Source organism: Roseinatronobacter bogoriensis DSM 18756 (genome assembly GCF_004366635.1).
Taxonomy (GTDB): domain Bacteria; phylum Pseudomonadota; class Alphaproteobacteria; order Rhodobacterales; family Rhodobacteraceae; genus Roseinatronobacter; species Roseinatronobacter bogoriensis.
Genome location: NZ_SORN01000004.1, coordinates 219,403 through 233,702 on the forward strand (window position 1 = coordinate 219,403; position 14,300 = coordinate 233,702).

The 14,300-nt window shown below is 58.2% G+C and carries 12 protein-coding genes; 5 read left to right on the plus strand and 7 right to left on the minus strand.

Annotated features, from left to right (window positions below; genetic code table 11):
• Window position 1: 1 nt before the first annotated feature.
• Window positions 2-667: a transglycosylase SLT domain-containing protein gene (locus EV660_RS11255; RefSeq protein ID WP_071482063.1), complete on the minus strand. Its 666-nt coding sequence runs from the start codon at window positions 665-667 to the stop codon at window positions 2-4.
• 160 nt (window positions 668-827) lie between these two features.
• Complete coding sequence (gene kynU, locus EV660_RS11260; RefSeq protein WP_071482064.1) at window positions 828-2,021, minus strand: kynureninase; 1,194 nt, start codon at window positions 2,019-2,021, stop codon at window positions 828-830.
• A 127-nt stretch (window positions 2,022-2,148) separates the two neighbouring features.
• Here kynU and EV660_RS11265 point away from each other — a divergent pair, with 127 nt between their 5' ends.
• From EV660_RS11265 to EV660_RS11285, 5 genes are all read left to right on the plus strand, one after another.
• Window positions 2,149-2,556 carry a rhodanese-like domain-containing protein gene (locus EV660_RS11265; protein ID WP_071482065.1) on the plus strand — a complete coding sequence of 136 codons (408 nt, stop codon included), beginning with the start codon at window positions 2,149-2,151 and terminating at the stop codon, window positions 2,554-2,556.
• 18 nt (window positions 2,557-2,574) lie between these two features.
• Window positions 2,575-3,021, plus strand: coding sequence for a methyltransferase family protein (locus EV660_RS11270; RefSeq protein ID WP_084634856.1), 447 nt, complete (start codon window positions 2,575-2,577; stop codon window positions 3,019-3,021).
• A gap of 181 nt (window positions 3,022-3,202) precedes the next feature.
• A complete protein-coding gene (locus EV660_RS11275; RefSeq protein ID WP_071480545.1) occupies window positions 3,203-4,774 on the plus strand; it encodes a Re/Si-specific NAD(P)(+) transhydrogenase subunit alpha in 1,572 nt (523 codons plus the stop codon).
• An 18-nt stretch (window positions 4,775-4,792) separates the two neighbouring features.
• Entirely contained in the window at window positions 4,793-6,295 is a 1,503-nt protein-coding gene (locus EV660_RS11280) for an NAD(P)(+) transhydrogenase (Re/Si-specific) subunit beta (RefSeq protein ID WP_071480546.1), read from the plus strand.
• A gap of 179 nt (window positions 6,296-6,474) precedes the next feature.
• Window positions 6,475-7,758 carry a DUF3422 family protein gene (locus EV660_RS11285; protein ID WP_071482067.1) on the plus strand — a complete coding sequence of 428 codons (1,284 nt, stop codon included), beginning with the start codon at window positions 6,475-6,477 and terminating at the stop codon, window positions 7,756-7,758.
• A 30-nt stretch (window positions 7,759-7,788) separates the two neighbouring features.
• On the opposite strand, the gene EV660_RS11290 is transcribed toward EV660_RS11285, so the two are convergent.
• The 5 genes from EV660_RS11290 to EV660_RS11310 form a co-directional block, all read right to left on the minus strand.
• Complete coding sequence (locus EV660_RS11290) at window positions 7,789-8,742, minus strand: alpha/beta fold hydrolase (protein ID WP_168800302.1); 954 nt, start codon at window positions 8,740-8,742, stop codon at window positions 7,789-7,791.
• Complete coding sequence (metA, locus tag EV660_RS11295; RefSeq protein WP_071480547.1) at window positions 8,717-9,634, minus strand: homoserine O-acetyltransferase MetA; 918 nt, start codon at window positions 9,632-9,634, stop codon at window positions 8,717-8,719. The genes EV660_RS11290 and metA overlap by 26 nt, the downstream gene beginning before the upstream one ends.
• A 9-nt stretch (window positions 9,635-9,643) precedes the next feature.
• Window positions 9,644-10,501, minus strand: a complete 858-nt coding sequence (locus EV660_RS11300; protein WP_071480548.1) for an ATP-binding protein — start codon at window positions 10,499-10,501, stop codon at window positions 9,644-9,646.
• 125 nt (window positions 10,502-10,626) lie between these two features.
• Window positions 10,627-11,691: an OmpP1/FadL family transporter gene (locus EV660_RS11305; RefSeq protein ID WP_157798928.1), complete on the minus strand. Its 1,065-nt coding sequence runs from the start codon at window positions 11,689-11,691 to the stop codon at window positions 10,627-10,629.
• A gap of 145 nt (window positions 11,692-11,836) precedes the next feature.
• A complete protein-coding gene (locus tag EV660_RS11310; RefSeq protein ID WP_071480550.1) occupies window positions 11,837-14,299 on the minus strand; it encodes a penicillin acylase family protein in 2,463 nt (820 codons plus the stop codon).
• Between the last annotated feature and the right edge of the window lies 1 nt (window position 14,300).

The following is a 14,300-nucleotide window of genomic DNA, read 5'->3' on the forward strand; positions in this document are numbered from 1 at the left end:
GTCAAGGCTGCCCGTGTGCAAGGTCGATCAGCCTGACACCACGGCCCAGCCCGTCAATCTGGACAAGTGACCCCAGTCTTCCGCCACCCGCAGGCGTCAGCAAACTATACTGGTTTTCCCGGGCATTGGTGGTGTGTGAGGGCTGATCCTGTTGGCGCAGAACTGTTTTTGCGTGCATTTCACGGAATCGGGCGATGTAGCGTCGCGCATGTTGCGGCGTTGCGGAGTGATAGGCCCCTGCTGCGAGATCCCAAGTCCCCAGCCGGGCCTTGTGCGCGGCAAGCAGTCGCGCGGCATAGTCTGCATTCTTTGCCGGGTCCATCATCGCTTCGACCGAGGAGAACTCTTCCCCATGCCAGCGATAATTGATCTGGAAACACCCCAGATCGACATTCCGATACCCTGCATTCAACCGGCCCTTGGCATAGGCGGTGGCTTCGGCGCGGCTGTCAAACCAATGCCCTTGTCCGGCGGAATGAATGGCCCAGGGCCAGGGTTCCCACTGTCCGGCGCGCGCGCGGCCTGTTTCGACCAGCGCCACCGCGCGCAGGACATCCAGCGGCACGCCGTGGCGGGTTGCTGCCTGTTGCGCGGCATTTTCGCACAGAACTGCGGGTTGTGAGGCCGTGGCACAGCTGGGCCAGAGCAGCATGTTGGCGAAAATCATTGCCAACGCGGCAAACCATACCTGCGGTACCAAATTTCGGTTTATGTGGTCGAAAAATCCGGCCATGCTTGCTCCTGCAATCCGACAGCGCGTTCGCGCGCATCTCGACGGGAGTAAGCGTGATTCTGGTTTATATTCGGTAACCGTACTTCGGATTAACCTAAGTTACCTTGGCGCGTTGATGAAACTCGGGTCTGTTCCAACGGCCATCTGCCATAATGGCGCAGAGTTTGTCGGCAGCCAGCGCAACATCTTGTTGCGACAAATACAGCGGGGTGAAGCCGAATCGTAGGATGTCAGGCGCACGAAAATCCCCAATGACGCCCTCGGCGATCAGGGCCTGAATGATCGCATAGCCATGTTCGTGCCGAAAACTGACCTGAGAGCCGCGCTGCCCCTCCTCTCGTGGCGATGCCAGCAAAAGGTCAGGGCATTTTGCCGCTACCCGGGTGATAAAGGTATTTTGCAACTCCAGCGACCGTGCGCGCAGATCGGCCATATCGACCCCTTCCCAGACATCGAGCGCGGCATCGAGCGCGGCCAGTTGCAGGATTGAAGGGGTGCCAACGCGCATTCTGTCTATGCCCGCACCGGGGCGATAGTCGAGGTCGAAAGCGAAGGGTGCTTCATGTCCCAACCATCCTGACAGGGCTGGGCGCACTTTATCTGCAAGCCGTGGCGCGACATAGATGAAAGCCGGGCCACCGGGGCCTGAATTGAGGTATTTGTAGCTGCATCCGACAGCAAAATCCGTGCCGGCACCTGATACATCTACCGGAATTGCCCCCGCAGAATGCGCAAGATCCCAGACAACCAACGCGCCTGCATCATGTGCGCGCTTGATCAGTCTTGCCATATCGTGTTTCCGCCCGGTGCGATAATCCACTTCTGTGATCATCAGCACAGCGATGCTTTCGTCAATCGAGTCCGCTACGGCCTCTGGTGCGACTGTCTTGAGGCGATAGTCCGGCCCCAGAGTGCGGCACAGCCCGTCTGCCATATACAGGTCCGACGGGAAATTCCCTGAATCAGACAAGATGACAGTGCGGTCCTTGCGCAATTCAAGCGCCGAGGCGAGTGCCTGATAAACCTTGATCGAGAGAGTGTCGCCCATCACGACAGTGCCAGAGGGGGCGCCGATCAGCTTGCCGACCCTGTCACCCACCCGCGCGGGCAGATCCATCCATCCCGCCTTGTTCCAGCCGGTAATCAGCATCTGGCCCCATTCGTCACGAATGGTCTTCTCGACCCTTTCCGGAACAGCGCGGGGCAGGGGGCCAAGCGAATTTCCATCCAGATAGATCACCCCTTGGGGCAGGTCGAACATGGCGCGGGTGGCTGTGAAATCGGTCATGGAATCTGCTCCCTCGGCTTGAAGTGGTATCGGTGCCGGTTTCATGCGCCGAGGTCAAGGGCACGGCAAGAAGCTTGAAATTGAAATGCAGATAATCGAATGTGATTTTATTTGGAGGAGATACCCGATGCGCGCCATTCTCGCTTACTGTCTGACTGCCAGTCTGGCCTTCGCCGCGCAGGCCGATGCCAATGATCTGGCGGACGAGCTTGGCGCCTATCTGGATTTCGCCGGTTACACCGAGGGGGTGATCATGGTCGAGCAACTGACCCCCGATATCTTGCCCGATGTGACCTTTGTCGATGCGCGCAGTGCTGCTGAATATGCCGAAGACGGGGTAGAGGGCGCGCTGAACATCGAATGGCGCGAGATTGTCGAGCGCCTGGGCGAAGTGCCGACCAGTGGCATGGTGGTCGTGTATTGCAACACGGCAGTGCTTTCGACCCAAGCGGTGCTTGTCGCACGGCTATTGGGGCGTTCGAATGTGCTGGTCCTGCAAGGGGGACTTGCGGCTTTAAGTGCCTCGGGCCTGTAACGGCAGAGTGGTCGGGACATGTTGCGCCATATTGATTACCCGCCGATCTGGTTACTTTTTGCGCTGGGCATTGTCTGGATTGAGACGGTGCTTGCGCCACAGCTACTCGGCCATGCTCTCATTCAGGGTTTCGGAACACTGACCGTCGCACTTGGCGTGGTGTTGTTTGCGCTGGCCGGTTGGTCATTTCTGCGCGCGCGATCTACGATCATACCGCACCAGACCCCTCAGCAGCTGATTACCACAGGTATTTTCCGGCTTTCGCGCAATCCGATCTATCTGGCTGATGTGCTGATCCTTGTTGGTCTATCGCTGCGCTGGGGGGCGCTCAGCGGGCTGATACTTGCGCCAATCTTGATGCGCGTCTTGCTTGTGCGCTTCATCCGGCCTGAAGAGGCCCGGATATTGCAACAGTTCGGCCCAGCGGCGCAGCGCTATTTCGCGCAAACCCGGCGCTGGCTGTAAGTCGGGGCTTTTCGCCACTGCCGTGTCGTTTCGTCGCGTGCGACAGGGGCAACACCATGCGCGTGTTACTTATTATTGCCCGCTTGTGAAAGAATGTTGCGCGGGTTATGGAAGCGCGGTGCGATCGTGCCATGTTTGCACATGCAGAACATGGTAAACCTGAAGGAAAGGGGGACGACACGTGAAAGTCGGGGCGTTAAAGGAAATCAAGCCGGGCGAGGCGCGGGTTGCGCTGACGCCGGAAAGTGCGCTGCAAATCCAGAAACTGGGACATGAGTGTTTTGTCCAGTCGGGCGCAGGGGCAGCGGCGGGGTTCAGCGATGAGCTGTATGAAAAAGCCGGTGTTACCGTTGTGAAGGACGCAAGCGCGCTGTGTCAGGCGGCTGATGTTGTCATCAAGGTGCGCGAGCCCGAGGTGGACGAAATCAAACTGTTGCACGCGGAGCAGACGCTGATCTCGTTCTTCTGGCCTGCGCAGAATGAAGCGATGCTGGACGCAGCAAAGGCGCAAGGCGCGACCGTTATCGCAATGGACATGGTGCCACGCATTTCGCGCGCCCAGAAAATGGATGCGCTGTCCTCCATGGCGAATATTGCCGGCTACCGCGCGGTGATCGAGGCAGGCAACAATTTTGGCCGCTTCTTCACTGGTCAGGTTACTGCAGCGGGCAAGATCCCGCCCGCGCGCGTTTTGATCGTTGGTGCAGGCGTGGCTGGTCTGGCCGCCATTGGAACCTCGACCAGCCTCGGCGCAATCACGATGGCGTTTGACGTGCGTCCCGAAGTGGCCGAACAGATTGAGTCGATGGGCGCTGAATTCGTGTTCCTTGAATTTGAGGATAACGCCACAGACGGGGCGGAGACAGGCGGCTATGCGGCCCCTTCCAGCCCTGAATTCCGTGAAAAGCAGTTGGAAAAATTCCGCGAACTGGCCCCCGATGTGGACATCGTGATAACCACAGCGCTCATCCCGGGCCGCCCTGCACCCAAACTCTGGACCGATGATATGGTCCAGATGATGAAGCCCGGTTCGGTCATTGTGGACCTTGCGGCTGAAAAGGGCGGGAACTGCGACCTGACTGTCATGGACGAACGTCTGGTCACAGAAAACGGTGTGGTCATAATCGGTTACACGGATTTCCCGTCACGCATGGCGGCCCAATCCTCGACGCTCTATGCGACAAATATCCGCCATATGCTGCATGATCTGACGCCACAGAAAGATGGTGTCATCAATCATAACATGGAAGATGATGTCATCCGTGGCGCGACAGTGACCCATGAGGGGGCAATCACGTTCCCGCCGCCGCCACCCAAGGTAAAGGCCATTGCGGCAAAGCCGAAGGAAAAGGTCAAGGAACTGACGGCGGAGGAAAAGCGCGCGAATGAAATCGCGGCCTTTAAGGCGCAGACGACAACACAGGTCGCGCTTCTGGCCGGTGGTGCAGCGTTTGTGCTGGCTGTCGGTCTGGTTGCGCCTGAATCTTTCATGCGCAATTTCATCATTTTCGTGCTAGCGGTCTTCGTTGGCTTCCAGGTGATCTGGAAAGTGTCTCATTCGCTGCACACCCCCCTTATGGCCGTGACCAACGCGATTTCCTCGATCATTATCGTGGGCGCATTGTTGCAGATCGGGTCCAGCTCGGTCCTGATCACGCTTCTGGCGGCGCTCGCCTTGCTGATGGCGGCGGTGAATATCTTTGGTGGCTTCATGGTAACACGGCGCATGCTCGCCATGTTCCAGAAGTCCTGACGGCAGGAGGAATAAGAGATGGATTTCGGTTTTACAGTTGCGGCCTATGCGGTTGCGACAGTTCTCTTTGTCCTGTCGCTTGGCGGTCTGTCAGGGCAGGAAAGCGCCAAGCGCGCTATCTGGTACGGCATTGCAGGTATGACTGTGGCCGTGCTGGCCATGCTGGTCGGTCCCGGCTCTGGCTTGTGGGGGCTGACACTTGTGCTGATCGCCATCGGTGGCGTGGTCGGCTGGCAGTTGGCAACACGCGTACAGATGACGCAGATGCCCGAGCTTGTGGCCTTCATGCACTCGCTGGTCGGTTTGGCCGCCGTGTTGGTCGGCTTCAACGCGCATCTGGAGATCGACCGCGTTGCCGCGGCCTTTGCCAGCGCAGAGCTGCCCTTTCCACAACCTGCCGGGCTGATGTCAGTTCCTGCCTATGAATTGTGGCTGAGCCTGTCCAATTTCGCAGCCATCATCGGCAAGAAAACAGCCGTCGAAGTAACGATCCTGCGTGTGGAATTGATGATCGGGATCTGGATCGGGGCTGTAACCTTTACCGGCTCGATCATTGCCTATGGCAAACTTGCCGGTCGAGTGGATACAAGCGCAAAACAACTACCTGGCGGGCATATGCTGAATGCAGCCGCAGCGGTCGCGTCAGTTGTGTTCGCAGGCTTGTATCTTGCCTTTGCCGAAAGTGCAGGCGCGTCAATTTTCATGCTGATCGTGCTGACTGCCCTGGCCCTGTTCATTGGCTATCACCTGATCATGGGAATTGGCGGGGCTGACATGCCGGTCGTGGTGTCCATGCTCAACAGCTATTCAGGCTGGGCAGCCGCAGCTATCGGTTTCAGCCTTGGCAATGAATTGCTGATCGTGGTGGGCGCGCTGGTCGGGTCTTCTGGTGCGATCCTGTCCTATATCATGTGCAAGGCGATGAATCGCAGCTTTATCAGCGTCATTCTTGGTGGTTTCGGCGGCACTTCTGGTCCGCAGATGGAAGTCGAGGGCGAACAGATCGCGATCAACGCCGATGGCGTGGCGACTGCGCTGAACGAGGCCGATAGCGTGATTATCGTTCCGGGCTATGGGATGGCTGTCGCGCAGGCGCAGCAAAGCGTGTCGGAACTGACCCGCAAACTGCGCGCCAAGGGCAAGAATGTGCGTTTTGCCATTCACCCTGTGGCAGGGCGCTTGCCGGGCCATATGAACGTGCTGCTGGCCGAGGCCAAGGTGCCTTATGACATCGTGCTGGAGATGGACGAGATCAACGAGGACTTCCCCTCCACAGATGTGGTGATCGTCATCGGTTCGAATGACATCGTGAACCCCGCCGCACAGGAAGACCCCAACAGCCCCATCGCTGGGATGCCAGTGCTGGAAGTGTGGAAGGCGAAACAGGTGTTCGTCTCGAAGCGCGGGCAGGGGACGGGCTATTCGGGTATCGAGAACCCGCTGTTCTACAAAGACAACACCCGCATGTTCTACGGCGATGCGAAAGCATCTGTCGACAGCCTGCTGCCGCTGATTGACTAAGCAGCCCAACGAGATGACAAACTTAACCCGCCCCGGTTTCCGGGGCGGGTTTATTTTTTGCATCTGCACCTGTCCTGTTGCACAATTACAAGTGTGCAATTGCATATCACAATCAGACTTTCATTCGCTGCGATGCAGAATATGTTTTTCTGTATCTAGCTAATAAGGCAGCCAATCAGATGAAGCCGATCGAGGACCACCCCGAGCGCTACACACTTGTGAACGAATTGCACGCACGCCCCGCGCCAAAAGTGACGGCCCCGGGGGTTGCAGTGTTCCTTGCAATAAAGCCAGCGCGCGACGCATCGAGGCGGGACAGGGGGGCGGACCGTAAACATCTGCTGTCATTGCTGGACCGGCATGGGGCGGGCCACCCGTCGCCGGGGGCGACGCATCACTCAGCAGAATTGGGCCGCCATCACCTGAAATGGGAAAGCCATACGGAATTTGTAACCTACACGACTTTCGAACAAGGTGTCGCGGAACGTTCTTTTGATCCGTCCGCCTTTGATGTGTTTCCAGAAGCATGGCTCAAAGATGCGCCGGGAACGCGGCTGACTTCGATTCTGTTCCAGATCGAGGTGATGAGCGATGACCCGGCTGAAATGAATGAGAAACTGCTGGATTGGTTTGTCCCCGAAAGTCTGGCGGCGTCTTACGTGCTGGATGAAACGGCCATTATCGCCAGCGACTTTCGCATAGATCGCGCGGGTCATATCCGTATGGCGGTGTTCGTAAAACCGGGCACAGGGGGGCGGCGTGTGGGGCGCATCTTGCAGCGCCTGTGCGAGATCGAGACATACAAGACCATTTCGATGTTGGGTTTGTTGCGCGCGCGCGACCTCTCGCCGCAAATGTCCGCGCTTGATGATGAACTTTCGCGGATCACCCATGCGATGATGGAACCTGACAGCCGTTCGGAAGAAACGCTGGATGCGCTGTTGCACATCTCGTCCGAGTTGGAAAACATGATGGTGGTGAATTCCTTTCGTTTCGGGGCCACGGGCGCCTATGAAGCGCTGGTGCATCAGCGCATCGAAGTCTTGTGCGAAACGCGTTTCAGTGGCCGTCAGACGCTGAGTGAATTCATGAGGCGCCGCTATGATCCGGCGATGCGCACTGTCAAATCCGCCGAAGAACGGCTGAGGAAGATGGCCGAGCGTGCGATGCGCGCGGGTCAGTTGCTGGGAACGCGCGTCGATGTGGAGCGTTCTGCCCAGAACCAGAAACTTCTGGAAAGCATGGATCGCCGTGCTGATTTGCAGTTGCGTTTGCAGAACACGGTCGAGGGGCTGTCTGTTGTTGCCATCAGTTATTATGCGGTGAATCTTGCCAGCTATGTTGCCATGCCAATCATGGAACCATTCGGCATTTCGCGCGGGGTGGCAATGGCTATCCTGGCACCGCTGGTTGTGCTTGGCGTCTGGGGGATGGTGCGGCGCATCAGGCGGCATTTCGACTAGCGCCCGACGGCGTTATGCGCGTTGCTGGGCCTAGTCCTGCGCGCGACGCGTCGCCACGCGGCGTATCGCGTCGGCTACCTCTTCCGGGCGGGCATGGTGCGGCATATGGCCGACATCTTCCAGCCGGGTCAGGTTAACACTTTCAACCTCGGCTTCCAGTCGTTCAGAGTGATATTGCAGGCCAACTGTTGTGTCACTGGTGCCGTGCAGCACTTCTATCGGCATGGTCAGCGCGGGGTACCCCCCCGCCATAGCCTCGACATGGCCTTTCAGGCTGTCGATCTGGTTGGCGTTCAAGCGCAATTGGCCTGAACGCAGGGTCAGGTCCAGGCCCAGATGGTCCAGATACCCTTCTGGCACAGGGTCGGGGGCAAAGACCCCTTCAAGGCTGCGTTCCACCGCGGCGCGGGGCGCAAAGCGCGAGATCAGCGGCAAGACCAGATGCTGCCCCAGTGCAGATGCGCTTAGCCTGTACCAGATGCCCAACTCGCCCGGCCAAGGGTGGGACGCAGGTGCCAGCAAGGTCAGTCCCGCCACGTCATTTGGTGCCCGCAAGGCCCAAGCCAGCGCAACCGCGCCACCGTAGGAGTGACCAAGGATGATCGGATCCTCGATCCCGATTTCCGCAGCCGCTACCCGAAGAATATCGGCTTGCAAGACCGGGCTTTCCGGGCCGCCGAAATCATCCGAAAACCCAAAGCCGGGGCGGTCAAAGGCAATGACGCGAAACTCATCTGCCATGCGGTCGATCAGATCAAAACTGAAATCCCGCGCATTGCCATTGGCGCCGTGGATCATGACCAGATCTGGCCCCTGACCCTGAACTACCGCATGAATGCGGCCTTGCGGCAACTCGATGAATGCCCCTTCTGGTGACGGGTCGGCATGGGCCATGGGGTCCTCCAGTGCAGTCGAACATGCCGCGATGATCGCGGTGCACAGGGCCAGCCCTGAAAGTCTATTTGCCGATATGCGCAAGGTCATAAGGAGTGGTCTGATAAATCTCGTTGATCCAGTTTCCATATAGAAGATGCGCGTGACTTCTCCAACGGTTCAGCGGCACCCTCTCGGGATCGTCATCTGGGTAATAGTTTTGCGGCACATTGATCGGTTTGCCCGCCTCGACATCGCGGTCGTATTCTTCCTTCAAGGTCGTGCTGTCATATTCGAAGTGATTGAACACCATCAGGGCCCGATGTCCGGGGTCAGACACCAGACAGGGGCCAACCTGATCCGAGGCGATCAATGTCTGAAGTGCGGGGACAGCGTCAATCTCGGACTGGCGCATCCCTGTCCAGCGGCTGACCGGGATCAGCAGATCATCGGAGAACCCCCTCAGATAGGGCGAGGCCGGCGCAAGGATGCGGTGACGAAAACAGCCAAACGCCTTGGCATCGAGCATGTGTTTGTTGATCCGGTGGAAATGCCACAGCATCGCCATGCCGCCCCAGCAAACGCCGAATGTCTGGTGAACATGGGTTTGCGTCCATTCGAACACTTCGGTCAATTCGTCCCAATAGGTTACGTCCTGATAGGGCAGATGCTCGATCGGTGCGCCGGTGATGATCAGGCCATCGAAGCGTTCGTCCTTCACGTCCTGAAAGGGGCGGTAGAATTCGGCCATATGTTCGGCGGCGGTATTCTTCGTCTCATGTTCCGACATGCGGATCAGCGAAAACTCGATCTGCAAGGGCGTGGCCCCGATCAGGCGCGCGAATTGCGTTTCTGTCTGGATCTTCTTGGGCATCAGGTTCAACAGCCCGATGCGCAGCGGGCGGATATCCTGCCGTGCGGCGGCCTGTTCGGACATGACCATAACCCCCTCATGGGTCAGCACGTCAAAGGCAGGCAGGGTCTCAGGCAGTTTGATGGGCATTGTTCGTCCTCAGCTTGGCAGCTTTTGAGCAATCAGGGATACGAAGTCATCTGCACCCCGGATCTGCGCGACCTCTTGTGCGCTGACCGACAGCCCCCAGTTGCGGGCCATGGCCGCATAACGTGGCGCGCGATGGGCAAGCGCGCGGGCATAAGTCCAGCGCACAAAGGCGTCAGGGTCTATCTGGTCGGGGCTGTGGCCTGTCTCAAGCTGATACTCTTCCCATGCCGTATGCAGGAATTCGGGTTGGTAATACATGGGCTTGGGCGCGCGGTCGAAGCGGCGGATCAACTCTGCCGTATGGGCGTCAGACCCTTCGATCCAGATTGGCAGCACATGCGCTGAGAGCAAGGTCATCAGCGGGTCTTGCGGGTCATCCGGGCTAATCACCTCGCAGATTGACCCGCCCGTGTCGCAAACGAAATTCGCATAGCCGTAAAGGGCCTGCGCACGTGCGATGAAATGGGGCGTGTCGGACAGCGCGGCAATCTCGGCGGCGCGGTGCTGGTCTTGGCGCTTCATGTAGTCGTCAAAGGGCAGGCCGCCACGCTCGGGGTTGCCGGGCTTGCCCAGATAGGTCGAGAGGGGTGCCAGATTGTCAAAGGTGATGTTCGAACTGATATAGACCGAGTCCGACAGCAGCAATTCGCGCAGCAGCGGCACTTTCATCGCTTCCAGCTTGAAGTTATCGGCGATGTATTCGCCCATATAGCGGGTGCCGATCCGGTAGTCGATCGAGTAATGAAACCACGCGCCCCCCTCGCGCAGCAGGTTTGCCAGATGCGTCTTGCCAAGGCCCGACATGCCAAACAGCATGACATGCTTGCGCGGCGCGTTCATCCAGTCGGTCGCAGTGGGGTAAAGCATGGTGGGCGCATCCTTGATATGTCGGCCTTTGGGTAGCCAGTGGGCCGGGAATGGTCAAGCAGGCATGAAAAAGGCCCTGTCCGCGCAAGGGCGGCAGGGCCTTGGTTTTCTTTGGGTCGTATGACTTAGAAGCTATAGCCAATCCGCAGCCCCGCGCCGATGGCGGAGTTGTTTCTGAATTCGCTGTCAGTTCTTGTTGTCACGCCACCGAGCCGCGAATACTGAACACCACCGCTGATTGTGACCGAGTCCTTGGTGTAGGAAAGGCCCAGACCGATGGAGTTGCGTGTCCCGACAGGCCCCAGATTCCCAGTCGTGCTCCCATTTCCGGTGTCGTGCGCTAGCGAAACCGAACCAGACCAGTTTTCATTGAAACGACGGCCAACACCCAGCGTGTAAGTGGTTGAATTCTTATCGTAACTGACCAGCGTGGGCGCAGTGGGGATGGAATCGTATGCGGTTGGCTGGATCTCAAAATCTTTCCAGTTCACCCAGCGCACAGACCCGAAGACCAACGTATCTTCTGCAACGCCTGTCTGGAATTCGAGATTCACCGATTGCGGCAGGTTGGTTCTGAATGTCGTATCTACAGGAGAGATACTCTCGTCCGCGTCGAATTTATGCTTGATCTTGGAATTGTATGTAAGTGCCACTCTCAGCGCGATTTCAGGCATCTCATAAGCAACCCCGACCAAATAGCCCCATGCCTGATCTGTATTGGTCGACATTTCATATGGTACAGTAGTTAACTCCACTTCTCCCCTAGTCCATGAGGATCGCAAACCTGCATGCGCACTGAATCCATTGCCGAACTGATACCGCATAACGCCCGTCAGCATGGTGTTTTCAACCTTGCCGAGAGAACCTGCGAGAGGCGAGCCAGAAGGGTAGAGAGTATCTGCGCCAAAAGGTTGGTCCAAGATGATCGCATAGGAAAGCTGATCGTTGATGTCACCTTTGAACGAGAGCGATCCGCTATAGAACCTGCGCGTGATATTCCCGGTCGAATCTCCGCCAGCGGCGGCGGGCAATCTGCCACTAACCCGCGGTCGCCCATAGGTCACGCCCAGTTCCAGATAGTTGCCCTCCTGGAACAGGATATTCATTGATTGCGGGTTACGTTCGATGCCGCCTGCGAATGCGGGGCTTGCAACAAGGGCCAGCAGGCCCGGTACCAGATATCTTGACACGGAAAACTCCTCCTTTTTCCGGATACTCCGCATGCGCGGCTCCTCGTGTTACATCTATGGCGCGAGACGCGATGTATTGTCACATCTGACTTGAGGTCAATTAGCGCCCGATTTGCTGATAGTGTTCAAACTGCAACGGTTTCGGTCACTCTGCCAGTGGGCGAATGGTCGTGATCCCCACTGCCCCCCCGCGTGCAAGCTCCGGGTCCAGTGTCATGGGGATATATTCGCCCCTGCGCCACAGATCGCCCAGATCATCGTAGTGGCGTGAAAGCGGGTGTCCTGACTGGCCCGTGGACAGGATGAAGACCGAACTTTCGGGGTCGGCAAAGTCATACACACCGCGATACACTGCGCCATGTACATTTGCGAAGGGTTCAGGGTCGCGACCAGAGGTGCGCCCGCGCATGAGTGTATGATCGCCACCAGATGTTGACTGGCGGATATTTACGAAATGGCGCAGCAGCGGCACCTCGCCCAGCACGGAATGGGTATGGGTGGCCATATGCGCATCCCCCCAGCGCCAGCTTTCGACATTGTCGCCATAGCGTTCTGTCAGGCGCAGAAGGGCTTCATCCAGCGCGGTGATGGCGATTTCCGTGCAGGTTTCGCGGACCGAGGATTGCACGATATTGCACCATTCGCCGGCACCATCCGTGTCGCGGAACACCCGTTCGATAAAGACCGGATCGACATGGGTGAAGCGTTCGGCCAGTGGACCCAGCTCATCGCGGATCAGGCGGGTCTGTAATTCGCGCATCCAGGCGGCGTAGATCAGTGGCTCTGGCAGATGTTCGTTCATTTCGCCGTTCCAGTCGGCCATCAGCCGCAAGGCGCGCTGGCGCAGATGTGCGCGTGTGCCCGCTGGTGCCGCCTCTCCCGAAAACCACAGATCGGCGGCGACCAGGGGCAGAAGCAGGCGCGCGGCAGGGCTGACCGTGTCCAGCTGCGCTTCGATGAAACTGTCGCGCGTGTGCACATTGCGTGTGCGCATCAGATGCAGAAACCGCTCGATGCGCTGGGTATCGCCCCAGTCATGGCTGACATGCAGCGGGAATGGACGATCAAGTATCTTGTTGTTGGTATTGCCAAGAATACCGCTTTCAGGGTCCAGAAATCGCGGATTGGCCGAATAGGGCAGGGTGCCAATCCAGCGGTTTTCACGGCGCCAGCCGGGCGCGGGCATGCGGCCTTGCGTTTCATGTTCAGCACTGCGGCGCGGCATGCGTCCGATGGTTTGCATGGCGACCCGGTCGGGTGTGGCCAGCATCAGGTTTTGCGAAGGGGCCACGAATAACTCGCCCGCCGCCAAAGCGTCTTCGATGCTTTGTGCACGCATCAGGCGCATGGCGGCTGTCATGGTGGTGTCTTCGGCCTCCAGTGCTGTCCAGCCAAGGCTGGCCACATGGCCCGGCGGTGTGACCGCGCCAAGGTCAAACAACCCGCCTGAAAGAACCGGACCATTCTCGGACCAGCGCAGGGTCAGCGTGACCGGGTCTTCATCCTTGATGCGGATTATCGTGCCGCGCGTTTCGAAATCGGCCCAGCCGTCTGGTGTGCGATACTGTGTTGTGTTGTCGGGGTTCAACTCTTCGATAAAAATGTCGCTATCGTCCATGTATGAAGATGTGATCCCCCAGCCCAAGGCTTCGGACCGGCCAGAGAGAATGGCCGGAATGCCCGGAATGCTTGCTCCGATGACCCCGCCGCTGTCCAGTTCAAGCCGCGCCAGATACATCAGCGACGGGGCTGTCAGTTCCAGATGCGGATCATTTGCAAGGATTGCACCGTCGCTTGCTGCGCGTTCCGGGGTGGCGGCAAAACTGTTCGAAGCACCTGCCATCGTAGGTGTCCGGATGGGCGACAGCGGGTCGTGATGGGTTGCTAATTGATAATCAGGTGTCACGTCTGGGAACATGGCCGCATAGTCGGGAAGTGCCGCCACGCCAGAGCCGGGCGCATCGGGCATCAGGTCTTGCAACCTTTCGTTCGGTACAAGCAAAGAGGCGCGCGCGCGCAGCACTTCTTGCGCGATCTGCCCGTTTAGCTGCACCGATAGCAGCTTCAGAATCGCAAGCGAGTCGGCGGGTTGCCACAAGGGCATCTCGGCATTGAACATGAAGAATTCAGGCGCGCCGCGCCCGCGTGCGCGGTCATTGCTCTGGCGCAGCCAGGCATTCACCCCGTCCGCATAGGATTGCAGCGCGGCCTGGGTCTGACTGTCCTGCGCCGCCACCGAGCTTCGCGCCAGTCCGTAAAGGTCCAGCCTGCGCATCAATTCATCGGTTCTCAGTGTTCGCCGTCCGAACATTTCGGATAAGCGCCCTTGGGCTGTGCGCCGCAGCATCTGCATTTGCCACAGCCTGTCTTGCGCATGTGCAAAACCCAAGCCGAAGAACACATCGGTTTCATGTTCAGCAAAGATATGGGGCACGTTGTGGGTGTTACGCACGATCTCTATCTGCCCCTGCACCCCTGAAAGTGTGAAGGATTCAGAGTAATCGGGCAGAGAGCGCGACAGGAAGAAATAGACACTAATCCCAACAAGCACTGACAGCACAGCCAATGTACCGAAAATTCTTAGCAGCCAGCGAAACAATGTGAACATG